We start from the raw sequence: 26089 nt of genomic DNA on the forward strand, positions 1-26089 counted from the left end.
ACGGCATCACCACCTAGAGCAAAATACCGGGGTGACTTGGGACGGAGGGCGGTGGAAACGTTTGCTCCCTGCCAGTGCGGCTCCGGCCCGGAAGGTATTCGAACCTGCCAAAGGGGCTTTGGGCACGATGAACGACGACACCTATTATCATTCATTTCTAAACCGGGACCGGTTGATCCACATCGTGGACGACGACCCCGTTATCTGCGAGGGCCTGAGCGTTCTGTTCAGGCTCGAAGGGTTTCAGACGGCGTTTTCGCTCGATGCGGCCCATTTCTTTGCCATGCTCGAGCGGCGGCGCATCGATGTGGCGGTGATCAATCTGGCGGTCGGGCAGGATAGTGGCCTGCCGCTGCTGCGGCGGATCAAGGCGCTCCACGCCGGTATTCCGGTCGTCATGCTGTCCAATGCGCCGCAACTCGAAGCGGCTGTAACGGCGATGAAGCTGGGCGCCACCGATGTGGTTTCCAAACCCATCGACAGCGAGCATCTGCTCACCGTCATCCGCGATGCCTTGCGCCGGGACGTCCATCTCGGTGCCATGCAAGCCGGTCGACGACCGGTGGAGGTGCGGGGCTTTTCCCAGCTCACGCCGCGCGAGCGCGAAGTGCTGCAATTGATCACCAATGGTCAATCGAACAAGGAAGCGGGCCGCAATCTCGGCATATCCCCGCGCACCATCGAGGTGCATCGGGCCCGCGTCATGGAAAAGCTCGGCGCCAAGAACACGGCCGATCTCATGCGGATCGTGTTGACGAGCTAGACGAAACCAAAGTGCCTGCTGCCGGGATATATTCCTAGCAGACGACTTGCCTACTGGCTGTGCCCCTCGGCCTTAGGTAGCTCGTAGAATGCCCGAACCACATCCCAGCCTTCTTCAGCCGTATCGACGATGGTGAAGAGCTCAGGATCGGTCGGCGCAATCGTCCCGGCTTCGGCCAGGGCCTCCAGATTGATCACCTTGGTCCAGAATTCCTTGCCGAACAGCAAGAGCGGCACCTTCGCCATGCGACCGGTCTGGATCAGCGTCAGTGTTTCAAAGAACTCATCGAGCGTGCCGAACCCGCCGGGGAAGACGGCCACCGCCTTGGCGCGCAGCAGGAAATGAATCTTGCGCGTCGCAAAGTAGTGGAAGTTGAAGGAGAGATCGGGCGTCACGTAAATATTCGGCGCCTGCTCGTGCGGCAAAACGATATTGAGCCCGATCGAGGGCGCGCCGACATCAGCCGCACCGCGATTGCCTGCCTCCATGACGCCCGGGCCGCCGCCGGTCACCACCACATATTCCTTGTAGTCCGACTGCGCCGAGGTTTCGCTCGCCAGCTGCGCGAAACGCCGTGCCTCCTCATAATAGCGCGAAGCCGCTTCGAGATTGCGCTTTTGCGTTTCGTTCTTCGCCGCCCATGCCGGCTTGCCCGGCTCGGGAATGCGCGCACCGCCAAAGAGCACAACCGTCGAGAGAATCCCGCGCTCGCGCAGGCGATGCTCGGTCTTGAGGTATTCGAGCTGGAAGCGAATGCCACGCGTGTCTTCCGAGGTCAGGAATTCATCGTCGGCAAAGGCGAGCCGATAAGCCGGATTCTCCGTCTGCGGCGTTGATGGAGCCTTCTTCGCGGCTGCAATATCCTGCTCGGACGTGCGCAAAGGTGTCGGGTGACGTCTGGCCAAGAAGCTTCTCCGTTCCGATCCGGCCCAAGCCGGCGCGCCACAATTCGGCGCATTTGATCAGGGCTTATCCAGTGCTGGGGCAGGGGGCAAGGGCGGAGCGTGCCATTCACTTCACGAGTGTGGAAGCCAGGATCGATGCGGCCGCCCGCGTTTTGCTCTCACGCTTGCCGCGCGGCAAGGTCGGCGATGGCGCTGTCGAATTCCTCGTCTTCGGTCTCAAACAAGCCTGGGCGTGTCTGTTCGGTGGGCTGATGCTGGGCATGATCATCATCACCCGCCTGTGGTGGCCAGAAATCGGGGTCAACCGTTACGACCTGTGGTTCCTCGCGGCCATCGCCATTCAGGTCGGCATGGTCCTATTCAAGCTTGAAACGCTCGACGAAGCCCGCGTCATCCTGATCTTCCATCTCGTGGGCACCGGGATGGAATTGTTCAAAACCTCTGTCGGGTCTTGGATTTATCCCGACGATGCCCTCTTCCGCATTGGCGGCGTGCCGCTCTTTTCCGGCTTCATGTATGCCTGCGTCGGCTCCTATATGGCGCGTATTCAGCGCATTTTCGACATCACCTTCACGCGCTATCCGCCGGTGTGGATGACGGTGATCGTTGCGCTCGGCATCTATGTCAACTTCTTCACCCACCACTATTTTTATGATTTCCGCTGGCTGCTCTTTGCCGCGGTGGTGGTTCTCTACGGGCGCAGCTTCATGCACTACCGCGTCTTTCGCTTCCGGCACCGCATGCCCATGCTGCTCGCATTCCTCCTCGTCGCCCTGTTCATCTGGATTGCGGAAAACATCGGCACGTGGAGTAGAGCGTGGATCTATCCGAGCCAAGCTGACGGTTGGTCACTGGTCAGTTGGGAAAAGCTTGGCTCCTGGTACCTGTTGATGCTGATTTCGGTTGTGTTGGTCACGCTCGTTCACCAGCCACGTCAATATTCCAAAGATGGAGTTCTCCTGAACTGATCAAGCTCTGTGCCGTCGCACATAGTCAAACGGCATCACAAATTTGCTGCCTCGATTGGTGACTTCGGGATGGCCTTACCTGGGTAGACGCCTCTTGCATCTTGCACCAAGAATCCGCATATAGCCCATCGGGAGGTTGGCGCGGACGTGTTCCTCGCCAACCGGGTCAGGTCCGGAAGGAAGCAGCCCCAACGAGATCCTCACGGGTCGATGCCAGCCTCCTACTTCAATTCCCTGTTTGAATCCGATGTTTTCGTGCCCATGCTTTTGCGGGTTGCGTGCCATTGCCCTATGGTTGCGCCATGACTTCACGCAGATTCCACCGAGCACCGACAATGGAGGGCAAAAATGGCTGACGCTCAGACCACGCCCTATCTGGTGCTGGCCCGCAAATATCGCCCGCGCGATTTCTCGACGCTCGTCGGGCAGGACGCCATGGTGCAGACGCTGGGCAATGCCTTTGCGCAAAACCGCATCCACCACGCCTTCATCATGACCGGCGTACGCGGCGTGGGCAAAACCACGACAGCGCGTATTCTCGCCCGTGCGTTCAATTATGAAGATGAAAACGGCCGCCGCCCAACGCTTGATCTCGAAACCGAGGGCCTGCACTGCCGCGCTATCATCGAGGGCCGGCATGTCGACGTCATCGAAATGGACGCCGCTTCCAATACCGGCATCGGCGACATCCGCGAGATCATCGACTCGGTCAAATACGGACCGGCCTCGGCGCCCTACAAGGTCTATGTCATAGACGAAGTGCACATGCTCTCGACGGCGGCCTTCAACGGCCTTTTGAAGACCCTCGAAGAGCCGCCGCCCTATGTAAAGTTCATCTTCGCGACGACCGAGATCCGCAAGGTCCCGATCACCATCCTGTCGCGCTGCCAGCGCTTCGATCTACGGCGCATTCCGGCAGATGTGATGACGGCCTATCTCGAAAAGATCCTCGGGCTCGAAGGCATCGGGTTCGAAGCCGATGCTCTCGCCATGATCGTCCGCGCCGGCGAAGGCTCGGCTCGCGACTCGCTCTCGCTGCTCGACCAGGCCATTGCCCATGGGGGCGGTACTGTCACCGCGGCAACTGTCAAGACCATGCTGGGCCTCGGCGATCGCGCACGCATCATCGATCTTTTCGAAGACGTCATGGGCGGCCGTGTCGCCGAAGCGCTGACGGCATTGCGCGAACTCTATGATCTCGGCGCCGATCCGCAGACGCTGCTCGCGGACCTCGCCGAATTCACCCACCTCGTCACGCGCATAAAAGTCGTGCCCGCGGCGGCCGACGATGCCTCTCTGACCCCCGACGAAAAGAGCCGTGGCCGCGATCTGGCCCAGCGCCTTCCTATGCGCGCGCTGACCCGCGCCTGGCAGATCCTCTTCAAGGGCAATGAAGAAACCGGTCGCGCCGGCAATGCGCTGCAAGCGGCTGAGATGACGCTAATCCGGCTCGCCTACGCGGCGGATTTGCCAAGCCCTGATGAGGTTATCGCCAAGCTTTCCGGCCAGGTGCTCTCCAATGCGCCGCTCAGCCCGCCCGCGCCGCGTGGCCTGACGACTGGCGGGGGTGGCGCCTCGGCAATGCGTGTCGAAGCGCCCATGACTATCGCCGTTGCCGAACCGCAGCCTGTCACGCGCCCACAGGCGGTCACCACGGCGCAGCCGCAGGCTGTCGCTTCGGTTGAGCCTCGGGTGGTCACGCCCCAGCCCGTACCCCAGCCGGCGCTAGCGACCGTCGCGACCTACAAGGACCTCATCGCCCTCGCGACCGCCAAGCGCGATGTCCTCGTAAAACTCGCGCTCGAATCTCAGATGCGCCCGATCTCCTTCGAGCAGGGCCGCATCGAAGTGGCCCTGGCCGAGAATGCCGATCCCGGCATGATCGCGACGCTTTCGGCGCGCCTCCAGACCTGGACGGGTCAACGCTGGCTCGTCATGGTCTCAAGCAAGCCGCCCGAAGGCATGACCATCCGACAGGAGCGCGATCAGCGCAAGGTCGAGGCGACGGCCGCAGCGCACGAAGATCCACTTGTCAAAGCCATTCTTGAAACCTTTCCCGGGGCCAAGCTCGTTAACGTCACCGTCAGGGACGAAGACGCCGCCCTGCCAGAAATCGCCCCCGCACCCACCGAAGAGGACGACGAATGAAAGACATCATGGGCATGATGAAGGCCGCCAGCGAAATGAAGGGCAAGATGGAGGCCATGCAGGCCGAACTTGCCGACATGGTCGTTGAAGGCCGCTCCGGCGGTGGCCTCGTCACCGTAACGCTCTCCGGCAAAGGCGATTTGAAAGGTCTCAAGATTGATCCATCGCTTGCCAATCCGTCAGAGATTGAAGTGCTCGAAGACCTGATCGTCGCCGCCTTCAACGACGCCAAGGGTAAGAGCGAAGCCGAAGTGCAGCGCCGGATGAGCGAAGTGACGGCAGGTCTGCCCATCCCGCCCGGCATGAAGTTTCCGTTCTGATCTTTCTTCCGCACTCTCCACCGACATGGCGTCATTCCCGCGAAAGCGGGAATCCCGTTCTGAGATCCCCGCTTTCGCGGGGATGACGTGGTGGACGTGAAACACACCGAGCCAAGTCGCAAAAATGTCCGGCGGACCTGAAATCGAGCAACTGATCCAGCTTCTGGCCCGGCTTCCGGGCCTGGGGCCGCGCTCGGCCAGGCGCGCTGTGCTGCATATGATCAAGAAAAAGGAGCAGCTCATGCTGCCCCTTTCGGCGGCGCTCGATCGCGCTGTCGCCGCCGTCCGCACCTGCGAGATTTGCGGCAATGTCGACACCGTAAGCCCCTGCTCGATCTGTTCCGATCCGCGCCGCGGCGAAAGCGGCATTCTGATCGTCGTCGAAGACGTGTCCGACCTCTGGGCGCTCGAGCGCGCAGGGGCAGGCCAGGTGCGATATCACGTGCTCGGCGGTGTTCTATCGCCGCTCGATGGCATCGGGCCCGATGATCTCAATCTGGATAGTCTGGCGCGGCGGGCAGGGGATTATTCCGAAATTGTCCTCGCGATGAATGCGACGGTGGATGGCCAGACGACGGCGCATTATATCACCGACCGGCTGGGGCCGGGGGCCAAAGTGACGCGGTTGGCACACGGCGTGCCGATTGGTGGCGAGCTCGATTATCTGGACGAGGGCACGCTGAGCCAGGCGTTGCGGGCGCGGACGCAGATTTAGCTTACGCCACCGTTGAGTGCCGCTTTGTCACCCCAATCACCGTTCTTCCCTCGGACTTGATCCGAGGGCCTATTGGGGGGGGCCACAAGCCACGTGGCGTGGTCAGAGAGACCCTCGGGTCAAGCCCGAGGGAAGAGAGGCGAGACAGGGCTCGTCGCCGTCATGCTTCAGGCAGCTCCAACACCGCCCGCACCCCCGGCCCGTTATCCTCGATCCTGAACGTCCCGCCGTGCAATCTTGCCACGGCATTGACCAGCGCCAATCCTAGCCCGGAGCCGGGTTCGGATCGGCTCTTTTCGAGCCGCACGAACCGTTCCAGCACCCGTAGGCGATCTGCTTCTGGAATTCCCGGCCCATTATCCGCCACGGCTAGGACCACCTGCGTCCCCTCGCGCCGGAGATCCACCGTGATCTTGCCATCGCGTCCGTCTTCGGGCTTGGCATATTTCATGGCGTTTTCGAGGAGATTCACCATGGCTTGGCCGATCAGTTCGCGATTGGCGCGCAGCATCACCCCCTCGGCAATAGTTGCCTCGATGGTGATGCCCTCATCTTCCGCCACCGGGGTATAAAGCTCGGTCACGTCGGCGACGATGGTGCTGACATCGATCTCCGACAAAGCGCCTGATGGCGCGCCGGCTTCGACACGCGCGATCATCAGCAGCGCATTGAAGGTCTGGATCAGCTTGTCGCTTTCGGCAATAACCGTTTCGAGCGCTTTCTCCTTGGTTTCGGGGCTCGCCGTATCGCGCAGCGCGCCCTCTGCCTGATTGCGAAGGCGGGTCAGCGGCGTCTTGAGGTCATGCGCGACATTGTCGGTGACTTCCTTGAGCCCCTGCAAAAGCTGTTCGATGCGGTCGAGCATGGCGTTGAGATTGCGCGCCAGCCCATCGAATTCGTCATTGCGCTTGGTGATCGGCACGCGTTCGGACAGATTGCCCGACATGATCTTGGTCGAGGTATCGCGAATGGTGTCGATGCGTTTGAGGACGCGCCGCGCTGTCAGCCCGCCGGCAAAGATCGAAAAGACGATGATGCCGACAACGCCGACCAGGAAACTCTGGAGAATGATGGCCGAATAGCCGCGCCGTTCGACGACATCGCGCCCGACGACGAGCCGCATGCCGTTGTTGAGTTCCACCGAACGCACCAGCGCCACGCCCGCCCGCTTCGGCGGATCAGGCGGCCCACCGGCAGGGCCGCCGGGTGGGCCCGCTTCGGGGCCAAGCGGATCAGGCCGGTCATAATCAAAGCTATAGACGCCGGGATCGATCAGCACATCGGGCGGTACTTCGGTCATATTGCCGAGGAGATATTGGCCCGATGCATCGCCGAGATAGTAAACGCCCGGCCCCGGCTGGCTCGACAGGCGATTGAGCGCAAAGGCGAGCGCGCGAATGCCCTGCGTTGCCTCGATGCGCTGGAAAAGCCGAACTTCGCGGTCGATATCGTCGGCCTGCTGGCGCTGGATCGTTACGCTCGATTGCCAGCCGATGAAGCCCATCAGCAAAATGGCAAAGAGCACGAAAATAGCGATGAAGGTCGCGGTGAGGCGGACCGTCGAGGTGCGCCAGACCTGCGCGAAACGGCTCACAGGTCTACTCGCGGATCATGTAGCCCGCGCCGCGCACGGTGTGGAGGAGGGGGCTGTCGTGACCTTTGTCGATCTTTGAGCGCAGACGCGACATATGGACGTCGATGACATTGGTCTGGGGATCGAAGTGATAATCCCAGACATTTTCAAGAAGCATGGTGCGGGTCACGACCTTGCCGGCATTCTTCATCAAATATTCGAGCAGCCGGAATTCGCGCGGCTGCAGGAGAATGGATTCTCCGTCGCGCTCGACCTTGCGGCTCAGCCGATCGAGCGAGAGGCCCGCAACGCTATAGCTCGTGGCCGCTTCTGCCGGGCTCGATCGCCGCGCCAGGACTTCGATACGCGCCAACAGTTCGGTAAAGGCATAGGGTTTGGTGAGGTAATCGTCGCCGCCGGCGCGAAGGCCCGTCACGCGGTCATCGACTTCGCCGAGGGCGGACAGGATCAGGACGGGGGTCTGGTCGGCCTCGGCGCGGAGGCTTTCGACGATGGAGAGGCCATCGCGCCGCGGCAGCATGCGATCGACGATCAGCACGTCATAATCCATGCCCGACGCCATGGCATAGCCGGTTTCGCCATCGGCGGCGTGGTGGGTGACATGGCCCGCTTCGTCCAGAGCCTGGATCAGATAGCTGGCCGCTTCGCGATCGTCTTCAATCAACAAAATCTTCACGCCGACGCTCCGCGCTCAACTCAACAAGCAGTAATGGGCAAATGCAAAATCGCAAAGATCGCATCGCGACCCAGTTTGAAAAACGGCCCCGGGAATGACCCCGGAGCCGGCAGAAGCGCGCTGGATGCAGGAGGGAACCGCCTCCAGGCGCGGTGGGAAGAAGAGAGCCTTAGCCCTCTTCGTTGATCGGCAGGCCGATGAAGCGGGCTTCACCGTCGCGCGAAACCTTGACGAGAGCCGTTGCGAGCCCCTTGCCCTGAACAGCAGAGACTGCGCCTTCAAAATCGGCAACCGAATTGATCGGCTTATTGTCGATTTCGAGCACGACATCGCCAACGGCAAGGCCACGCTGGGCAGCGGAGCTATCGGGCTGCACGTCCTGGATCAGCAGACCGCCCGAGCCGTCGCCATTAGGCACGAGGGTCATGCCGAGCATCGAGGTGCTTTCCGGCACGTCAGCCGGAGGCGTCGGTGTGCTCGGGGCAGTCTGGCCAGCATCTTCCTTAAGCTGGGTCAGCTTGACGCTCACCTTCTGCTCGGCGCCATCGCGCCAGATGGTCAGCTCGACGGTCGAATCCGGGGCCTTGCCGGCAATGGTGCGGCTGAGGTCAAGCGCGTCATCGATGCTGTCGCCATCGACGGCGGTGATGATGTCGCCGGACTTGACGCCCGCAGCGCCTGCAGGGCCATCGGCAGCCGGTTCACGCACGATCGCGCCCTTGGCCGTGGTCAGGCCAACGCTATCGGCAATGTCCTTGCTGACGTCCTGGATGGAGACGCCGAGATAGCCTCGGGTCACCGTACCGGTGTCGATCAACTGGTTGACGATCTGCTTGACCGTGTGTGCAGGGATGGCGAAGGCGATACCGACATTGCCGCCATTGGGCGAATAGATGGCGGTATTGACGCCGACCACTTCACCCTTGGTGTTGAAGGCCGGGCCGCCCGAATTGCCGGTATTGACGGCAGCGTCGATCTGCAGGAAGTCGCCATAGTTCGAGCCGCCGATATTGCGGCCAGCACCCGAGATGACGCCCACGGTCACGGTACCACCGAGGCCGAACGGGTTACCCACGGCAACCACCCAATCGCCAACACGGCTTGGTTGGTCCTCGAAGGTCACGAAGGGCAGGTCCTTGCCTTCGATCTTGAGAACGGCAAGGTCGGTCCGCTCGTCGGTGCCGACAACGGTCGCCACCTGTTCGGTGCCATCTTCGAAGATCACGGTGACCTTGGTTGCGTCGGCAACGACGTGATTGTTGGTTACGACATAGCCATCAGCCGAAACGATGAAGCCCGAGCCGGCTGCCATGAACTGACGTGGCTTGGCTTCGCCGCCGCCAGGGGCGCCGGGAGCACCACCGAACTGGTCGAAGAAGTCACGGAAAGGATGGCCTTCCGGAAGATCGGGGAAATTGAACTGGAAATCACGGCCGCGCGGGCCGCCGGGACCAGCAGGGCCGCCGCTTGGGCCGGACGCCGGTTCCTGAGCTTCAACGAGAATGGAGACCACAGCCGGCTTGACCGCATCGACGAGGTCGGCAAAGCCCTGCTGGTTCACTTCGGGAACCGCGATCTGGGCGACATTGCGCACCTGAGCATTGGCAGCCTGACCCGTCAGCACGAAGGCTGTGGATACGCCGCCGACACCGACCAGAAGCGCCAGGGCCGATGCTCCAAGCCAACGGCGCGTACGCGAAAGAAGAGTGGGACGCATAAGGAATAGTCTCCTTCGAAAAAGCTCTCAACAGCTTGTGGGATTACATATGGAACGTCGCGCCTTTCTGTGAAGTTGCGCCCACATTAAGCTTTCGCAATGTTGCAGGCAGCATTGCGGCAGGGGGGCGCGACGAGACGTGATCAGCCCCATTTGGGCCACAAGGAACATTTGCGCACCATTTTCCATTGCTCCGAAAACGGAGATGAAAATGGCATTTCGCAAGGGTTCGAAAGTCAGCTGGAAGTGGGGCGCCAATACGGCCGAGGGCAAGATCGTTGAGCGCTTTACCAAGGACGTCACCAAGACCATCAAAGGCACCAAGGTGACACGCGAAGCGAGCAAGGCCGAGCCGGCTTACCTCATCGAGCAAGACGACGGCGATAAGGTGCTCAAGAGCAAGAGTGAATTGAGCGCGGTTGGAAGGTAGTGTCGCGGGGCCCCCTCCCAGCCTCCCCCATCAAGGGAGAGGTGTTTGGCTAGTGGCCTTGAATAGATCGTGCCTCATACTCGGTGCGCCACCTCCCCCTTGATGGGGGAGGCTGGGAGGGGGTGAAGCCCCAATCACCAGCCTCTAATTCCGATCCCCCGGCTCATCCACCACGAGCCGCAAGGTCGGTTGTTCCTCGCTCCCGCCGTCCCAACCCGCCGGCAAGCTCTTCCCCGATTTCGCGCCCAATTCGCGCAGCATCTCAACCTGCCGCACCACATTGCCACGGCCCGTCGAGAGCTGATCCTTGGCCTTGGCAAAATCCTGGCTCGCGCGCTCGATGCTCGTGCCGACCTTGTCCATGGTCGACAAGAACCCGGCCACCTTCTCGTAAAGCGCGCCGGCGCGCTCGGCGATTTCCTCGGCGTTCTGGTGACGCTTTTCGATGTCCCACACATTGCGGACGGTGCGCAGCACCGTCATCAGCGTCGTCGGTGTCGTCAGCATGACACCCTTGCCCATCCCGAATTCGACGAGCTTGGCATCATGCTGGATGGCCGTTGCGAGCGCGGATTCGATCGGCACGAACATCATCACGTAATCAAGGCTCGACTTTGCGGCGCGATGATAGCTCTTGTCCCCCAGCGTCGTGATATGCCCACGCACCGAGGTGATATGCGCCCGCAAATGCTGGTCCCGATCCAATTCGGCGCTGTTTACGAAGGCTTCGAACGCCGTCAGCGACACTTTCGAGTCGATCACCAGCCGGTCGCCATTCGGCATCAGGATTTCAACGTCGGTCCGGACGCGCTGCCCATCCTCGCCGCTATGGCTCTGCTGGACGAAATATTGCTCGCCTTCGCGCAGCCCAGATTGCTCCAGAATGGTTGCGAGGATCATTTCCCCCCACGCGCCCTGGGTCTGCGACGACCCCTTCAGCGCGCGCGTAAGATTCTGCGCTTCGGTGGTGATCTGCAGATTACTCTCGGCTAGCGCGCGAATGCGCTCGCCCATGGCGGAGCGATCTTCGACGAGGTTTTTGTGAAACTCGGTGATCTTGTCCTGCAAGGGCTTGAGAAGCGTATCCACCTGCTCGCGGTTTTGCCGCGTAAATGTCTCGCCATGGCTTTTGAGCACATCGCCGGCAATGGCCTTGAACTCGTCGGTCATCTGCTGGCGCGCATCCATAAAGCGTTTGAGGTTCGCTTCGTTTTGCCGCGCCTGCTCGTCGAGCCGGGTGCGCATGGCGGCAAGCTCGGCCGTCAGCCCACTCGATTTGTCACGCTCGCTGTCGAGCAAATCTGCCGCGCGTTCCCGTTCACGCGCCAGCGCCAAGTCGAGATCGCGGATGCGCATGTCGCGCTGCGCGATCTGTTCGAGAAAACTCGCCTTGAGATTGTCGCTAGCCTCCCGCGCCGCATCTTCCGCGCGCTCGGCATTGGCCCGCGCATTCCCGACCAGCAGCACAAAGGCCAAGCCGACGAGCAGCAAAAAACCAATCGCCAGCGCGAGGCCCAGGGTTACCGGCACCGAGCCGGCCATAAACAAAATCGTGTCGAATTCACTCATGGCATCAGTTTACCCGATTCTTCCGTTCTTAAAATGTTCTATTCTGCGCCGGGCGTAAACGACCTCCGCTGTTGACCGATTGGCCTCAAGACGCCATATCACTGGCAAATCCAGATATCGCCGGACCTTTGCCATGGCCATCCGCCCAATTCTCATCATTCCTGACGCGCGCCTGCGCGCCGTTGCCGATCCGATCGTTGAGGTCGACGACGAGATCAAGACGCTGGCCAAGGACATGCTCGACACCATGTATGACGCGCCGGGCATCGGCCTCGCCGCGCCCCAGATCGGTGTCTTGAAGCGCATCGTGGTCATGGATCTGGCCGGCGAAAAGGAAACGCCAGAGCCGCTCGTTATGATCAATCCCGAGATCACCAATTTTGGCGACGAAATCCAGGTGACCGAAGAGGGGTGCCTGTCGATCCCCGAACTCTATTATGAAGTCGAGCGCCCTTCGACGGTGACGGTGAAATACACCGATCTTGATGGCAAGGAAGTGACCAAGGACGCCGACGGCAAGCTCGCCGTCTGCATCCAGCACGAACTCGATCACCTCGATGGCGTGCTCTACATCGACTATCTCAGCCGCTTGAAGCGCGACCGCGTGATCAAGAAGTTCGACAAGCAAGCGAAGCTGGCCGCACGCTAAGAATTTTTCTCCGCGCCGGCGCGGAGAAAATTGCCCAGGAGTAAAGCCAATGCGCGTCGTCTTCATGGGCACGCCCGAATTTTCCGTGCCGACGCTGACCGAGATCGTCTCCGCCGGCCACGAAGTGCTCGCCGTTTATACGCGCGCGCCAAAGCCGGCCGGCCGCGGCCAGGCCGAGCGTAAAAGCCCGGTGCATGAAGCGGCTGAAAATTTCGGCATTCCCGTCTTCACGCCGAAAAGCCTTCGCAATGAGGCCGAGCAGGCTCAGTTCGCTTCGCTCGGCGCCGAAGTCGCCGTGGTGGTCGCCTATGGCCTGATCCTGCCCAAGCCCATTCTCGAGGCGCCGGTTGAGGGCTGCCTCAACCTCCACGGCTCCTTGCTCCCGCGCTGGCGCGGCGCCGCGCCTATGCAGCGCGCCATCATGGCCGGCGACAAGCAGACCGGCATCGTCGTCATGAACATGGATGAAGGCCTCGATACCGGCGCAATGGGCCCAACCGAGATCATTCCCATCGGCCCCGATATGACGGCGGGCGAACTCCACGACCAGATGATGCGCCTCGGCGCCGATCTCATGGGCCGTGCCCTGGCGGCGCTGGAACGCGGGAGCCTTGATTTCACGCCCCAGCCCGAAACGGGCGTCACTTATGCGGCAAAGATCGAAAAGGCCGAGGCCAAACTCGATTTTTCCAAATCCGCCGAGGAAGTTCACAACACCATCCGCGGCCTCTCGCCCTTCCCGGGCGCGTGGTTCGAACTGGAACTGGCGGGCAAGCCGACGCGCGTCAAAGCCCTGCGCTCGACGCTCGCTTCCGGCAGCGCTGCGCCCGGCAGTCTGATCGGCCCGGACCTCACCATAGCCTGCGGCACCGGCGCCGTCCGCCTCACCCAGGTGCAGCGCGAAGGCAAGGGTGCCATGGACGCAGCGACGTTTTTGCGCGGGGCCGGGGTATTGCCGGAGCGGGTGGTTTGACGACTTCGTGCCTTCCGGCACCCCCTCCCAACCTCCCCCGTCAAGGGGGAGGTGCCGCCGTGAGATTGAGGCTGCATAGCGGCCAACCCACAGCTCCAACACCCTCCCCCTCGCGGGGAGGGATGGGGAGGGGGGCGAGAGCCACGATGTTTATGCGGGACGACGATGCCCCGCTATAAACTCACCCTCGAATACGACGGAACCCCCTTCTGCGGCTGGCAGCGGCAAGCCGATCGGATGAGCGTTCAGCAAGCCCTCGAAGAAGCCATTTTTCGCTTCTCGGGCGAAACCATCGTCACCCAGGCATCCGGCCGCACCGATGCCGGCGTGCACGCCCTCGGCCAGGTCGTGAGCTTTGACCTCTCGACCGACCGCGACCCGTTTCGCGTGCGAGAGGCCCTCAACTATCACCTGCGCCCGCATCCCGCGGCAGTCATTGCCTGCGAACTTGCGCCCGACACCTTCGAGGCCCGCTTCTCGGCCCTCGCGCGGCACTACGAATATCGCATCCTCAATCGCCGCGCCCCCGCCGCGCTTGAGCGCCATCGGGTTTGGCACGTGCCCATGCCGCTCGATGCGGATGCCATGCACGTCGCCGCCCAAAAAATCCTCGGCCGACATGATTTCACGACGTTTCGCTCGTCCGAGTGCCAGGCCAATTCGCCCATCCGCACGCTGGATCATTTCGCCGTGCGCCGCGAGCTCGACCATGTGATCGTCACTGCCAGCGCGCGCAGCTTCCTCCACCATCAAGTGCGCTCGATGGTCGGTTCGCTCAAGCTCGTGGGTGAAGGGAAGTGGAGCCCCGATGATTTCCGCGCTGCGCTCGACGCCGCCGACCGCAGCCGCTGCGGCGCCATGGCGCCATCGGCCGGGCTCTATTTCTTCAGGGTCGATTACTCCTAGGGCATAGGCGGCGCAGGCAAGATCAGAGTCACAAGACCCAGCGCCAGGAACACGCCGACAGCCTGCGACAGGAACAAAAGCCCGATCTGCAGAGGCGCCAACGTCACGATGAACCGGCCGATATTGACGAAAGTGAGGATCGCTATGACCGCCGTGCCCAGCAGCACGATGATGCCGAGCGGCCCGAAAATCGTCGCGACCAGCAGCAAAATTGCCGATAGCAGCGTCACCCAATTGCTGGCGACGAGATAGGGAATGAACCCATCCTGCCGGCCCATTTGGCGCAAAGCGAGATAAGCGGTAAACGCTTGGGCGACGAAGAGCACGGCATTGATCACGATCGACTGTGTCGCAGCGCCCGATGGCATCGGCGCGCCAAGCAGCAGCGGCCCAAAACCAGCAAGGATCATGGCCGCGAGAACCGCGATCAGGCTGCCGACGAGACCGCGCTGGGAAAAATCGAAATAGCTCGATGAATCGCGCTTGCCCATGACGAGGGCGATGCAGCCCCGGATGGCATTGGCAGCTTCGTCGAAAAAGGCGGAATTGGACTGGGCCAAAAGCGTGGGTCTCGTCTCAAGGGGTGGGCGCGGCCACGGGGCCAAGAGCCATGTAGAGCGTCACGGGCATGCCGACAAGCAGGACCATGGTCAAAACTGCAAAGGCGGCCGCAACGCCGATTGTCCAGCCCCCTGCCTGCCGCCCCAGGCAAAAGAGCAGAAAGGCGAGCCCAATCCAAAGCAAAATCAACACCGGCCCGGCGATCAGCGACAGAATGCTCCCTGCGATCAGATAGGCAATCAGCGCGTAAATCCCTGGGACCATCAGCCGCATCAGGCTGATTTCGCCCGGCATGATTTTGCGCGTGATCAGGATGCCGCCGAGAAGCGCGAGGATCGAGAGACCCTGCACCACAAGCGCGATGGTCAGCCCGAAAAAGCTCGGAATGCCGACATCGGCCGTCGCCAGGGCAATAGAGAGCAGCGCGAAGAAAAAGAACAGGACCAGCGCGATCGCGAGCCCCGCTGCCGAAATAGCAAAATGCCGCGCCCAATCGGCATCGCCACGGACAATGGCGATCCAGCCTTTCAAGGCTTCGCTCATGGTCCCCCAGATCTTCATGGCGTCTCCGCCGCAAAAAACCGACCCATAAAGGTCTCGTAGATCGCCGTCAGCCCGACAAGATCGGTGATGGAAATATGCTCGTCGGCCTTATGCATGGAGGGGCCAACCAGCCCACACTCCACCACCGGCCCATATTGCGCGATGAAGCGCGCATCCGATGTGCCGCCGCCGGTCGAATATTCCGGCCGCCGTCCCGTCACATCCTCGATGGCGTCGGAGAGCGTGTCGATATCCTCGCTCAGCGGCGAAAGGAACGAACGGGATGGCACGCCGGCAATGGCGAAATCGACGCTCGTGCCCCTAGCATCGACCGACACAATCCGCGCCTTCACCCAGTCGGCCAGCGTGTCAGGGGTCCAGGTGTCATTGTAGCGGATATTGAATTTGAGCGTCCCTGCCCCTGGAATGACATTGCCCGTCGGATTGCCGACATCGACCGTCGTCACTTCGAGATTGCTGGCCGGAAAATGCTCGGTGCCGTCATCGAGCTTGGTCGTGCTCAGCGCCGTCACGATCGCCGCAAGCACGGGCAGGGGATTATTGGCCTTGTGCGGATAGGCAACGTGCCCCTGCACCCCTCTTACCGTCACGGTGCCCGAAAACGAGCCGCGCCGGCCGATCTTGATGCTATCGCCGAGAAACTCTGCCGCACTCGGCTCGCCCACCAGGGCGAAATCAAAGTTATGGCCATTGTCCGCCATCCAGCGCACCAGCTTTTCGGTGCCGTTGATGGCGTCGGCCTCTTCGTCATTAGTTATGGCAAGCTGGATCGTGCCGGCATCGGCCGGAATAGCCGAACAGGCCGCGACAAAAGCTGCGATGCCCGATTTCATATCCGCAGCGCCGCGCCCAAAGAGTTTTCCATCCGCCACGCGCGGCTCGAAGGGATCGCTCGTCCATTGAGCCAGATCGCCGGGCGGCACCACATCGGTATGCCCGGCAAACAGCAGTTTTCGCCCACCGGTCCCGCGCGTCGCAAAGAGATTATCGACGGGATAAGACCCATCGCCCTCAAAGCGCAAATGCGTCACGGAAAACCCGATTGCCTCAAGCTCATGGGTCAACAGCTCCAACGCCCCCGCCGCCTCCGGCGTCACCGAAGGGCAGGCAATCAAGCGCTCGATCAGGTTTTGCGGATCCATCATTGTGAATCCGCAAAATGCTGGAAAGTGTTTAGGGCGTGGATATTACACTTGAACCGACATTGTTCACGATGTGAATCGGAGCGGTTGAGTATTGATCCATAGGCGAGAAGCCTTTTCCGATAAGCCAATTCCAATGCCATCCGTTATAAAAGAACGCGAACAATATTGAAGATAGTCCCATCGTGCAGAGAGCGGCTGCAAATAGCACTAGGGCAGCCAAGAAGTGCCCTCTGAAAAGTGCTGGGAATGGTCCCCAAAAGAGTGTCGTCCAAGAAAAGCCCTGCAACCCAAGTCTGCGGGCTTGGGTTGATCGGTTGATCATCTGAACTGCAATTGCCATCTAGTCCCCCTAAGTACTGGCTAAGTAGAGGGTAGCAAATGGCGCGCTGCAGTTCTAGTCGCGCAGCAACTCGTTGATCCCCGTCTTGGAGCGCGTCTGCGCGTCGACGGTCTTGACGATGACGGCGCAATAAAGGCTCGGGCCGGGTGTGCCATCGGGCAGGGGCTTGCCGGGCAGCGAGCCGGAGACGACGACGGAATAGGGCGGCACCTTGCCCATATGCACTTCGCCGGTTGCGCGGTTGATGATCTTCGTCGAGGCACCGATGAAGACGCCCATGGAGATCACAGAGCCTTCGCCGACGATGACGCCTTCGACGACTTCGGAGCGCGCGCCGACAAAGCAATTGTCTTCGATGATGGTCGGATTGGCCTGCAGCGGCTCGAGCACGCCGCCGATGCCGACGCCGCCCGAGAGGTGTACATTCTTGCCGATCTGCGCGCAGGAGCCGACCGTGGCCCAGGTGTCGACCATGGTACCTTCATCGACATAGGCGCCAAGATTGACAAAGCTCGGCATCAGGATGACGCCCTTGCCGATAAAGGCCGACTGACGCACGACAGCGCCCGGCACGGTGCGGAAACCAGACTTGCGATACTGCTTCTCGTCCCAGCCCTCGAACTTGCTCGGTACCTTATCGAACCAGTTGGCACCGCCCGGCGCGCCCTCGATCAGCACATTGTCATTGAGGCGAAAGGACAGCAGCACGGCTTTCTTGAGCCACTGGTTCACCTGCCAGTCGCTGCCAACCTTTTCGGCTACGCGCAGTGTACCACTGTCGAGCAGCGCCAACGCCGTTTCCACTGCATCGCGCACCTCGCCCTTGGTCGAGAAATTGATCTCAGCCCGGTTTTCAAACGCGGCATCGATAGTGGCGGACAGCTGGGCGTAGGACATGGCAGTTCCTCAGGGAAAGACTGGCGCGGACCATAGCGGGGCCCGGTTCTGTGTCAACGGCGCTCAAAGCTTTGGCGACACGATCTCTTTCCACGTATCCAAAAACCGCTGCCGCCTGAGCGTATCGAGTGCCACCATCAGGCTCGGACCCAGCGAAATCGCCTGGATGACCCCGCGCCCGCGCGCTGCGATGGCTTCGCTCGTCCATGTACCCGCCGATCCCGGCACCACCGACCCCAGCGCCGTCCCGCCCGCCGCAATGGCCTGGCCTTCGGGCGATAGCGCAAAGTCGATGAAATCTTCGGCGAGACCCACGGCCTTGGCCTCGCGCGGAATGAGCATCGAGCGCGTCAGCACCAGCACATAATCGTCGGGGACGATGATCTCGATATCGGCTCCCTCCGCCTGCCGCGCAAAGGCATAGGACCCGAGGACATTATAGCCGAGCGCCAGAGTGCCATCGGCCACACCATTGAGAATGGCCGGGCTCGACCCCGAAAACTGCGCATTGACCCGCCCGAACGCAGCCGCCAGGCGCCAGAAGGTCGAGGAAATCGTCTGGTCCTGCGAGGCGAGCAGAAAGCCGACGCCCGAGACGCCGATGTCATAAGTCGCGATCTGCCCGCGAAACCGCTCCGTCTGCGTTTCCAGAAGCTCCGCCAACGTCAGATGTGTCCGCGGCACCTCATCAGGTGCGATGCGGTCGGGATTGTAGATGATCACCGCCGGCTCGAAGGTGAAGCCGAAAACCTCGTTGCGCCAATGTGCCCAATCCGGCAGATCGCCGAGATAGGGGCTGTCATAGGCCTGCGCATGTCCATCATTGGCCAGCTTGAGCTGCAGGTCAGAGGCCGAGGAAATCAGGAGATCGGGCGCGACGGGCAGCGTGCCGGCAAGAAACTGATCATAGAGCGGCAGCGAATCCATCTCTTCATAGACGACGCTGACCGCTGGATGCTGGGCCTGAAACCCGGTGATGAAGGCAGCAAAGAGCGGCGTGTCCGTCACCCCGACAATGGTCAGCACCTGATCTTCCACCCCGCTCGGCGCCGGATAAGTCGTGCTCCGCGCCTCGGCTTGTCCGGGCATGATCAGCATGGCCGCAACAACCAGTCCCGCCAGAACAGCCACACCTTGCCGCCATGATCCGCGTGGCAAAGGCAAGGCCACTTCGACCGTCAACCCGCCCCCTTCGCGATCGATAAACCGCAGCGTGCCCCCATGGCCCGTCGCCACGCGCGAGACGATCGCCAGTCCCAGACCCGATCCCACCGTGCCGCCGCTCGCCTTGCCGCGCTTGAACCGTTCGAGCACCGTCTCCTTATCCTCCGCATCCATGCCCGGACCCCGATCCATCACGGACACGAGGAGGCTTTCCCCCGAGACGCGCATGTCGATCTCCACAGCCCCGGCCGAATAGACCAGCGCATTGTCGATGAGATTGCGCAGCATTTCGCGCAAGGCTACCCGGTCGCCGCGGATCTGCGCCATTTGCGCGGCCTCGTCGGCCTCGAGCGAGAGCCGGCCCAATTGCTCCATATCGAGCCGCTGGCAGATTTCCTCGACGAGGCTCCAGGGCATCACCATCTCGCTTTCCTGCGCTTCGAGACGGTGGGAAATGGTCGCGTCCATGAGAAGTTGGCTGACCAATTGGCTCGCCTGCACCGCGCCACTATGGATGCGCTCGATGCGACGCCGCAGGGCCGCCGGCTCCTGCTCGTCCATCGCCACCTCCGCCTGCGCGCGGAGCGAGGCGAGCGGCGTCCGCACCTCATGCGCTGCCTCCGCAACCAGCCCGCTGACCCGCTCCATGGTCTTTTGCAATCGCCCCATGAAGCCGTTGAGCGCAGCAACGAGGTGATCGACCTCGTCCGGCACCGGCACTGTTAGGGGAGACAGATCGTCAGGCGGCCGCGCCAGGAGATCATGCTCCAGCTCGGTTAGCGGCGCGAACATGCGCGAAATCCCGAACCAGACCAGCCCCACGGCGAGCAGCGTCAGCGCGATCACCGGCACGATGGCATTGGACAAAATTTCATTGGCCAACGCCTGTCGCTGGTTCTGCGTCTCGGCGACATGGATCGTTACCCAGCCGGTATCGCTCGCCGTCGAAATCAAGCGCCCGATACTCGCGACGCGGACGAGTTCGCCGCGATAATCGAGATCGCGAAACCGCGGCTCCGCAGACGTGGTCTCGTCCATGGCGAGAGCCAGGTCCTCATAGCCGGTTACCGTCACTGCATCCGGCCCTTCGACGGCATAAAAGACCCGGTCGGCGCCGGAAAACATGGCAAAGGCGGCGACGGGCAATTCGACAAACACTGTCTCGTTCTCGACCTGCACCGCCCCCGCAATGGTGAAGGCCGAGGCGGCGAGCAACCGGTCAAACGCGCTGTCGGCGGCGCGCTCGGCATAATCGCGGATGAAGACGATGAGGACCACGGCCGCGGCCAGCAAGAGCGCAACGGCCAGCGCCAGAATGCGGCGGCGGATGGAGAAGGGTTTAGCGGACATGGGCGGTCACCCCCTCCCAGCCTCCCCCATCAAGGGGGAGGTGCCGCATCGCGTTTGGGGCAGTGTAAGTGCCAAACCCATCGGCCCAGCACCTCCCCCTAGATGGGGGAGGCCGGGAGGGGGTGACGGCAAACACGATCGTCAGGCTACCCATCCACCGCCCGCGCCACATAACCCACCCCGCGCACAGTCCCGATCTCCACCCGCGCCGGCTCGAGCTTCTTCCTCAATCGCGAAATATGCAGCTCCAGCGCATTGATCGACACGGCCTCGTCGAAATTGAAAAGCTGGTTCATCAGCCGCTCCTTGGCGACCACTTTGCCTGCATGCGTCAGCAAAATCTCGAGCAGCCGAAATTCCCGCCGCCCCAGTTCAAGCGGCTTGCCGCCGACGCTGGCATTGAGCCCGGCCAGGTCGAGTTCGAGATCACCCAGCGCTAGGACACTGCTCGTCTGCCCACCCGTCCGCCGGATCAGCGCGCGCAACCGCGCTTCGAGTTCGCGCAGATCGAAGGGTTTGACGAGATAATCATCCGCTCCGAGATCGAGAAGGCTCACCTTGTCGTCGATTTCCGAGCGCGCCGTCATCACGAGGATCGGCGCCGAAAACTTCTCGCGCCGCAGTTCGGCAATGAGGCTAATCCCGTCGCGATTGGGCAGCATCAGATCGAGCGCGACGGCATCAAAATCCTCGCCCTTGGCTGCGGGCACAACGTCGGCACCATCGCGCACCCAGTCGACTGAATGTCCGGCGGTGCGCAGGCGCTTTTCGATCGCCTCGCCCAGGTCTTCGTTATCTTCGACCAGAAGAATTCGCATGCAGAAGTATGTCTCCTCAAAGGGATACTACAGCATGTCAGGCCAAAAGTGGGTGTTCGTTTTCTACAGCACCTGGCCGAGGAAAACCCCAGCTACGGCGACGACGCAAAGCGAGGCGAGCCCCGCCGCCACCAGCATTTGCTGCGCCCTTTGCACATGCGCATCACGCCGCGCCCGGGTCCGCACGATTTTGACTGCGCGCGTGTCGAATTCAAGATTGGCCATCTCAATCCCCTCATCTTTTGCCGGTCGCTCTGGACCTGAACCGAAGATTGGGCAGCCGCCTTGAAAGTGCTGTTTCTTACCCGCGACAAGAGGATAAGCCCGACCGACTTTTTCCCGAACGGGCGATTGGAGACGCGGTTAATTTGTCTTAAATTTTAACAGATCCAATCTTGTATGGAAGTTGTTGAACGCCTCGCCGGTTCATGGCACAAACCCTTCATGACCCAGTCCGCTCATCTTCATCCCGATCGTCTCTTTCCCGCCAGCGAGCCGCAAAAGTCTATTGCGCGCGAGCTTTATCCGGCGGTCAAAGACCTGCCCATCGTCAGCCCACATGGTCACACCGATCCGTCCTGGTTCGCGACCAATGGCCGTTTCGCCAGCCCCACGGCGTTGTTCCTGACGCCGGATCATTATGTGCTACGCATGCTCAAAAGCCGCGGCATCGACTATGACGCGCTGGGCATTCCGCGGAAGGATGGCAAGCCGGTCGAGGCGGACAACCGCAAAGCCTGGCGCCTTTTTGCCGAGAACTATTTCCTTTTTGCCGGCACGCCATCGAAAACCTGGATCGACCATTCGCTCGACGCCGTCTTCGGCATCACTGATGAACTTTCGGCAGAAACAGCCGACAGCATCTTTGACGCCATCGACGCCAAGCTCGGCTCGCCCGAACTTTTGCCCCGCGCCATTCTCGATCGCTTCAACGTTGAAGTCATCGCCACCACCGAATTCGCGCTCGATCCCTTGACCCATCACCAGTCGATGGAAGGACAGGGCCTGATTGGCCAGGTCCGCACCACCTATCGCCCCGATGACGTCACCGACCCCAGCCGCCCCGCCATCGTCGACAATCTCAAAAAATTCGGCGAGCTGACCGGCGAAGACATTTCCAACTGGAATGGCCTCATCAACGCGCACCGCAAGCGTCGCGAATATTTCAGGCGTTTTGGCGCCGTTGCGACCGACCATGGCGTGCCGACGGCCAATACCGCCGATTTGCCTGTGGTTGAGAAGCAGGCTTTGCTCGACAAGATTTTGGCCGGCAAGCACGACGCCCATGACGCCGAACTCTTCCGCGCGCAGATGATGACCGAAATGGCGCTGCTTTCGGTTGAGGACGGCATGGTCATGCAGATCCATGCCGGATCGCGCCGCAATACCGATCCGCTGCTCTTCGGCGAACGTGGCCCCGATCTCGGCGCCGATATTCCCGGCCCGACCGATTATGTCGGCGGCCTCCGCGCGCTCCTCTCGCGCTGCGGCAACGAGCCGAACCTTCGGCTGATCATGTTCGTCCTCGACGAAACCACCTATGCCCGCGAGCTCGCTCCCATGGCCGGCTATTGGCCTTCGCTGATGATTGGCCCGCCTTGGTGGTTCCACGATAGCCCACAGGGCATCCGCCGCTATCTCGATCAGGTCGTCGAAACCGCCGGCTTCTACAATCTTGCTGGCTTCAACGACGACACCCGCGCGCTTCTCTCCATCCCTGCTCGCCACGACGTCTGGCGCCGCGAAGTCTGCCACTTCCTCGGCACCTGGGTCGGCGAAAACCGGATCAGCAAGTCGAGTGCCGAAGAGATCGCCAAGCATCTGAGCTATCAGGCGGCCAAGGACGCGTATCGGATCAAGTAGGAAACTGTAGTCACCCCCTCCCAGCCTCCCCCATCAAGGGGGAGCTGCCGCATCGAGTGCGTGGCACGATCTCACCTAAAACACAGTCCCTTCACCTCCCCCTTGATGGGGGAGGCTGGGAGGGGGTGGCGCCTCACGCACCAAAAACGGCAAATCCCACCACACTTTCATCACCTTCTCGCGCCAACTGCGAATCGCCCGTCGAATCGGACGACGCCTTCTGCTCTAATGGCGCCATGATGAATCAGTCTCCCGTCGAAACCGCTCTCAGCCGCGCCATGATCCGCTGGTCCCTGACCAAGTCGACGCCGGTCAAGGAAACCCCGCGTAGTTGGATTTACCGGGTCGAGCAGAACGGCCGCAATTTTGCGGCTCTGAAGATCATCAAGCCCGAAGCCTCGCGCGAAGAGGGCAGGGGCGTGCGCCTCCTCCAATGGTACGAAGGCGATGGCGCCGCCACAGTCTTCGATAGCCATGGCGATACCATTTTCATGGAATGGCTCGATGGCGGCACGCTGGGCGATCCCGTCCGTTCCGGCAAGGATGATGAAGCCACGATTGCCATGGCGACCGTCATTGCTAGCCTCCATCGCCAGCGCCCAGACGCGCCCGATAATCTCCAGCCGTTGCGCGAGCGCTTCCAGACCCTTTTCGATACCGATGTTCGCGCTTGGCCGCATACGGCGCGCGATCTCTATGCCCGCTCGGCAGGCATTGCCCTAAAACTGTTCGATCGCCCCAGCGCCATCGTGCCGCTTCATGGCGATCTGCATCACGACAATGTCCTCAGTTCCGATCGTGGCTGGCTCGCCATCGACCCCAAGGGCCTGCTCGGCGATCCGGCCTATGAGAGCGCCAATATCTTCATCAATCCCGAGCGCGCCGACAAGATCGCCTCCGACCCCAAGCGCATTGCCGCCCGCGCCGATATTCTCTCCCAGCGCCTCGGCTATTCCCGCAAGCGCATCCTCGGCTGGGCAGCCGCTCACGCCGCGCTTTCGGCCTGTTGGGATCTCGACGAGGGCAAGCTCATCACCGGCCAACTCGCCGTGCTGCCCAATCTGCTCACTGCCTATGATCTCGCCTGATCGAACCGGATTTTTCTGATGACGCACTTTTCGCGACGCATGGTTCTCGCCCTTGGCGCTGCCGGCCTGCTCTCGGCCTGTTCGGCCACCATCCCCCCGCTACCGGCCGCCACCTCCGATCGCCCGGAAACCTTGACGCGCGACGAAATCATCGCCGCCATCAATGCCACGCGCAAAGCCAATGGCGCACCGGCCTGGGCCTATAATCCGCGCCTCGAAACGGCCGCGCTGTCCCAGGCGCGTTTGATGGCACGAAAAGACACGCTCAGCCACGATCTCGGCGTTACCCTCCGCCAGCGCGTCACCGAAGCGGGCTATCTCGGCGCCGTCGGCGAAAACGTCGCCAAGGGATATAAGACGCTCCCGACCGTCATCGAAGGCTGGCTCGCCAGCCCCGGCCACCGCAGCACTTTGCTCTCGCCAAAATTCGTGGAATTCGGCCTCGCCACCGCCCGCACCAGCTCCGGCAAACTCTATTGGGCCATGATCGCCGGCGGCAGTTTCGATGCGTGGCGCGCTTAACTCACACGCGAAAACACCAGCACCGTTTCCCGATTGCCATCCCCGCCGGCAATCGGGGATTCGACGCTCACCCGATGCACAAAGCCCTGCGCTTCGACAAAACCGATCACTTCGGCCATAGCCCGGGCTGACGCCTCCGCGTCGCTGACAATCCCGCCCTTGCCGACAAAATCCCGACCGACTTCGAACTGCGGCTTGAAGAGAATAACTGCCTGCGCCTTCAGCCCACAGAGCCCCAGCGGCGCTTCGAGCACCTTGGTCACCGACACAAAACTCACATCGGAAACGAGAAGATCGACGGGATCGGATATTTCCGCCCGCGAAAGCTCCCGCGCATTGAACCCCTCAAGGCTCACGACGCGCGGATCACGCCGCAAGCTTTCATGCAACTGTTCATGCCCCACATCGACGGCAAACACCTTCGCCGCACCGCGCTCAAGCAAGACTTGCGTGAACCCACCAGTCGACGATCCGACATCGAGACACACCTTACCGCTGACATCCACACTGCCCGCATCGAGCCCGGCAATCAGCTTCAGTGCCGCCCGCGACACATATCCCGCCGCTGGATCGTCGAGCACGATGACATCGTCAGGCCCCACCATCTGGTTCGGCTTCTTCGCAGGCTCGCCGTTGATCTGCACCGTCCCGCGCAAAATAGCGTCGCGCGCCCTTGCGCGGCTCGGCAGCAGCCCGCGCTGCTCCAGCGCCAGATCGAGCCTGATGCGCTCGCTCACCCCTCGACCAGCCGCTTGATCTTGGCGAGCGCGGTATCCTGCGCTTCTTCATAGGCAATGGTGCTCTGGAAGGCGCCATTTTTGTCGATGAGGAAAGTCAGCGCCGTGTGATTGACGAGATAGAACTCGCTCTCGACATCGCCCGCCTTTTCCGAAAAGACCCCAAACGCGGCCTTCACCTGATCGGTCGCTCCCTGATCCCCCACCAGTCCGATAATCGAAGGATCGAACCCTTCCACATAGGACTTCACCGCTTCGAGTGTATCGCGCTCGGGATCGACCGTAACGAAAACGATCCGCAATTGCTCGGGCGTCAGCCCCAATTGCGCGCGCCAGGCCGTGGTTTCCGCCAGCGTCGTCGGGCACACATCGGGGCAAAACGTATAACCGAAGAACAACAGCGTCGGCGTGCCGACCAAATCCTTCTCGGTAAACGTCCCGCCCTGCGTCGAATTGAGCGCAAAGCTCTGCCCATTGATCCCCAATGGTCGAGCGGGCGGCCGATAAAGATAGAGCCAAGTCGCCCCCAGCGCCGCCACCGCCACCAGCGCCCACAGCACGATCCGCACATTGCGCAGGGTTTTGTTCGTCGTCATGTTTTTGGGCCTTTAACCCCCACCCGACCTCCCCCTGGTAGGGGGAGGAGCAAAGCCGGTGGCTATGAAATCATCTTGCCCCACGCACCGAAACGTCCCTCCCCCTCTCAG

The 26089-nt window shown here is 61.6% G+C and carries 25 protein-coding genes, 1 other RNA gene and 1 pseudogene; 13 read left to right on the forward strand and 14 right to left on the reverse strand.

From position 1 onward, the window contains the following. Positions 1–127: 127 nt before the first annotated feature. Positions 128–763, forward strand: a complete 636-nt coding sequence (locus ASE94_RS04555; RefSeq protein WP_062629378.1) for a response regulator — start codon at positions 128–130, stop codon at positions 761–763. 50 nt (positions 764–813) lie between these two features. On the opposite strand, the gene ASE94_RS04560 is transcribed toward ASE94_RS04555, so the two are convergent. After that, a complete protein-coding gene (locus ASE94_RS04560) occupies positions 814–1668 on the reverse strand; it encodes an LOG family protein (protein WP_062629379.1) in 855 nt (284 codons plus the stop codon). Positions 1669–1787: 119 nt separating this feature from the next. Between ASE94_RS04560 and ASE94_RS04565 the strand changes: the two genes are divergently transcribed. The 5 genes and pseudogenes from ASE94_RS04565 (at position 1788) to recR (ending at position 5819) form a co-directional block, all read left to right on the forward strand. Continuing rightward, positions 1788–2636, forward strand: coding sequence for a DUF817 domain-containing protein (locus tag ASE94_RS04565; RefSeq protein WP_244483971.1), 849 nt, complete (start codon positions 1788–1790; stop codon positions 2634–2636). Positions 2637–2766: 130 nt separating this feature from the next. Next, an RNA gene (gene ffs, locus ASE94_RS04570) (signal recognition particle sRNA small type) lies at positions 2767–2862 on the forward strand. 110 nt (positions 2863–2972) lie between these two features. After that, positions 2973–4784 (forward strand): annotated as a pseudogene (locus ASE94_RS04575) (DNA polymerase III subunit gamma/tau); the annotation flags it as partial. Next, complete coding sequence (locus ASE94_RS04580) at positions 4781–5104, forward strand: YbaB/EbfC family nucleoid-associated protein (protein ID WP_062629381.1); 324 nt, start codon at positions 4781–4783, stop codon at positions 5102–5104. The pseudogene ASE94_RS04575 and the gene ASE94_RS04580, both read left to right, overlap by 4 nt. A gap of 124 nt (positions 5105–5228) precedes the next feature. Next, positions 5229–5819, forward strand: coding sequence for a recombination mediator RecR (gene recR / locus ASE94_RS04585; RefSeq protein WP_062629382.1), 591 nt, complete (start codon positions 5229–5231; stop codon positions 5817–5819). 160 nt (positions 5820–5979) lie between these two features. Here the strand turns inward: recR and ASE94_RS04590 are convergent, their stop codons facing one another. The 3 genes from ASE94_RS04590 to ASE94_RS04600 form a co-directional block, all read right to left on the reverse strand. Beyond that, complete coding sequence (locus tag ASE94_RS04590) at positions 5980–7413, reverse strand: HAMP domain-containing sensor histidine kinase (protein WP_062629383.1); 1434 nt, start codon at positions 7411–7413, stop codon at positions 5980–5982. Between the two features lie 4 nt (positions 7414–7417). Further along, positions 7418–8089, reverse strand: coding sequence for a response regulator transcription factor (locus ASE94_RS04595; protein WP_061907704.1), 672 nt, complete (start codon positions 8087–8089; stop codon positions 7418–7420). 169 nt (positions 8090–8258) lie between these two features. Further along, positions 8259–9806, reverse strand: coding sequence for a Do family serine endopeptidase (locus tag ASE94_RS04600; protein WP_061907705.1), 1548 nt, complete (start codon positions 9804–9806; stop codon positions 8259–8261). A gap of 211 nt (positions 9807–10017) precedes the next feature. On the opposite strand from ASE94_RS04600, the gene ASE94_RS04605 reads away from it, so the two are divergent. Beyond that, on the forward strand, positions 10018–10236 hold the full coding sequence (locus tag ASE94_RS04605; RefSeq protein ID WP_348270950.1) for a DUF2945 domain-containing protein: 219 nt from the start codon (positions 10018–10020) through the stop codon (positions 10234–10236). A 144-nt stretch (positions 10237–10380) separates the two neighbouring features. Here ASE94_RS04605 and rmuC read toward each other — a convergent pair whose 3' ends face one another. Further along, entirely contained in the window at positions 10381–11805 is a 1425-nt protein-coding gene (rmuC, locus tag ASE94_RS04610; RefSeq protein WP_062629385.1) for a DNA recombination protein RmuC, read from the reverse strand. Positions 11806–11938: 133 nt separating this feature from the next. Here rmuC and def point away from each other — a divergent pair, with 133 nt between their 5' ends. The 3 genes from def to truA all read left to right on the forward strand — a co-directional run bounded on the left by def (position 11939) and on the right by truA (position 14333). Next, the gene (gene def, locus ASE94_RS04615) at positions 11939–12454 is read left to right on the forward strand and encodes a peptide deformylase (protein WP_062629386.1); all 516 of its coding nucleotides are present in this window, start codon (positions 11939–11941) and stop codon (positions 12452–12454) included. Between the two features lie 49 nt (positions 12455–12503). Beyond that, positions 12504–13427, forward strand: coding sequence for a methionyl-tRNA formyltransferase (gene fmt, locus ASE94_RS04620; RefSeq protein ID WP_062629387.1), 924 nt, complete (start codon positions 12504–12506; stop codon positions 13425–13427). Between the two features lie 165 nt (positions 13428–13592). Beyond that, positions 13593–14333 carry a tRNA pseudouridine(38-40) synthase TruA gene (gene truA / locus ASE94_RS04625; RefSeq protein ID WP_062629388.1) on the forward strand — a complete coding sequence of 247 codons (741 nt, stop codon included), beginning with the start codon at positions 13593–13595 and terminating at the stop codon, positions 14331–14333. On the opposite strand, the gene ASE94_RS04630 is transcribed toward truA, so the two are convergent. The 7 genes from ASE94_RS04630 to ASE94_RS20840 all read right to left on the reverse strand — a co-directional run bounded on the left by ASE94_RS04630 (position 14330) and on the right by ASE94_RS20840 (position 21397). Continuing rightward, positions 14330–14893, reverse strand: coding sequence for a hypothetical protein (locus tag ASE94_RS04630; protein WP_062629389.1), 564 nt, complete (start codon positions 14891–14893; stop codon positions 14330–14332). The genes truA and ASE94_RS04630 overlap by 4 nt on opposite strands. 16 nt (positions 14894–14909) lie before the next feature. Further along, a complete protein-coding gene (locus ASE94_RS04635) occupies positions 14910–15455 on the reverse strand; it encodes a hypothetical protein (protein WP_062629390.1) in 546 nt (181 codons plus the stop codon). Further along, positions 15452–16603: a succinyl-diaminopimelate desuccinylase gene (gene dapE / locus ASE94_RS04640; RefSeq protein WP_062629391.1), complete on the reverse strand. Its 1152-nt coding sequence runs from the start codon at positions 16601–16603 to the stop codon at positions 15452–15454. The genes ASE94_RS04635 and dapE overlap by 4 nt, the downstream gene beginning before the upstream one ends. A gap of 394 nt (positions 16604–16997) precedes the next feature. Further along, positions 16998–17840 (reverse strand): 2,3,4,5-tetrahydropyridine-2,6-dicarboxylate N-succinyltransferase, encoded by an 843-nt coding sequence (gene dapD / locus ASE94_RS04645; protein ID WP_062629392.1) that lies wholly within the window; start codon positions 17838–17840, stop codon positions 16998–17000. 63 nt (positions 17841–17903) lie between these two features. Further along, the gene (locus ASE94_RS04650; protein ID WP_062629393.1) at positions 17904–20354 is read right to left on the reverse strand and encodes an extracellular solute-binding protein; all 2451 of its coding nucleotides are present in this window, start codon (positions 20352–20354) and stop codon (positions 17904–17906) included. 146 nt (positions 20355–20500) lie between these two features. After that, complete coding sequence (locus ASE94_RS04655; RefSeq protein WP_062629394.1) at positions 20501–21172, reverse strand: response regulator transcription factor; 672 nt, start codon at positions 21170–21172, stop codon at positions 20501–20503. 63 nt (positions 21173–21235) lie between these two features. Then, positions 21236–21397, reverse strand: coding sequence for a hypothetical protein (locus ASE94_RS20840; RefSeq protein WP_156351851.1), 162 nt, complete (start codon positions 21395–21397; stop codon positions 21236–21238). Between the two features lie 219 nt (positions 21398–21616). Between ASE94_RS20840 and uxaC the strand changes: the two genes are divergently transcribed. From uxaC to ASE94_RS04670, 3 genes are all read left to right on the forward strand, one after another. Beyond that, positions 21617–23035, forward strand: a complete 1419-nt coding sequence (gene uxaC / locus ASE94_RS04660; protein WP_062629436.1) for a glucuronate isomerase — start codon at positions 21617–21619, stop codon at positions 23033–23035. 236 nt (positions 23036–23271) lie between these two features. Beyond that, positions 23272–24123, forward strand: coding sequence for an aminoglycoside phosphotransferase family protein (locus ASE94_RS04665; protein WP_062629395.1), 852 nt, complete (start codon positions 23272–23274; stop codon positions 24121–24123). Positions 24124–24141: 18 nt separating this feature from the next. Beyond that, positions 24142–24645: a CAP domain-containing protein gene (locus ASE94_RS04670; RefSeq protein WP_061907719.1), complete on the forward strand. Its 504-nt coding sequence runs from the start codon at positions 24142–24144 to the stop codon at positions 24643–24645. Here the strand turns inward: ASE94_RS04670 and ASE94_RS04675 are convergent. Both ASE94_RS04675 and ASE94_RS04680 read right to left on the reverse strand, forming a co-directional pair. After that, positions 24642–25382 (reverse strand): TlyA family RNA methyltransferase, encoded by a 741-nt coding sequence (locus ASE94_RS04675; protein ID WP_062629396.1) that lies wholly within the window; start codon positions 25380–25382, stop codon positions 24642–24644. The genes ASE94_RS04670 and ASE94_RS04675 overlap by 4 nt on opposite strands. Continuing rightward, positions 25379–25978 (reverse strand): SCO family protein, encoded by a 600-nt coding sequence (locus ASE94_RS04680; RefSeq protein ID WP_062629397.1) that lies wholly within the window; start codon positions 25976–25978, stop codon positions 25379–25381. The genes ASE94_RS04675 and ASE94_RS04680 overlap by 4 nt, the downstream gene beginning before the upstream one ends. Positions 25979–26089 lie beyond the last annotated feature (111 nt).

Source organism: Devosia sp. Leaf64, assembly GCF_001421945.1.
Classification (GTDB): Bacteria; Pseudomonadota; Alphaproteobacteria; order Rhizobiales; family Devosiaceae; genus Devosia.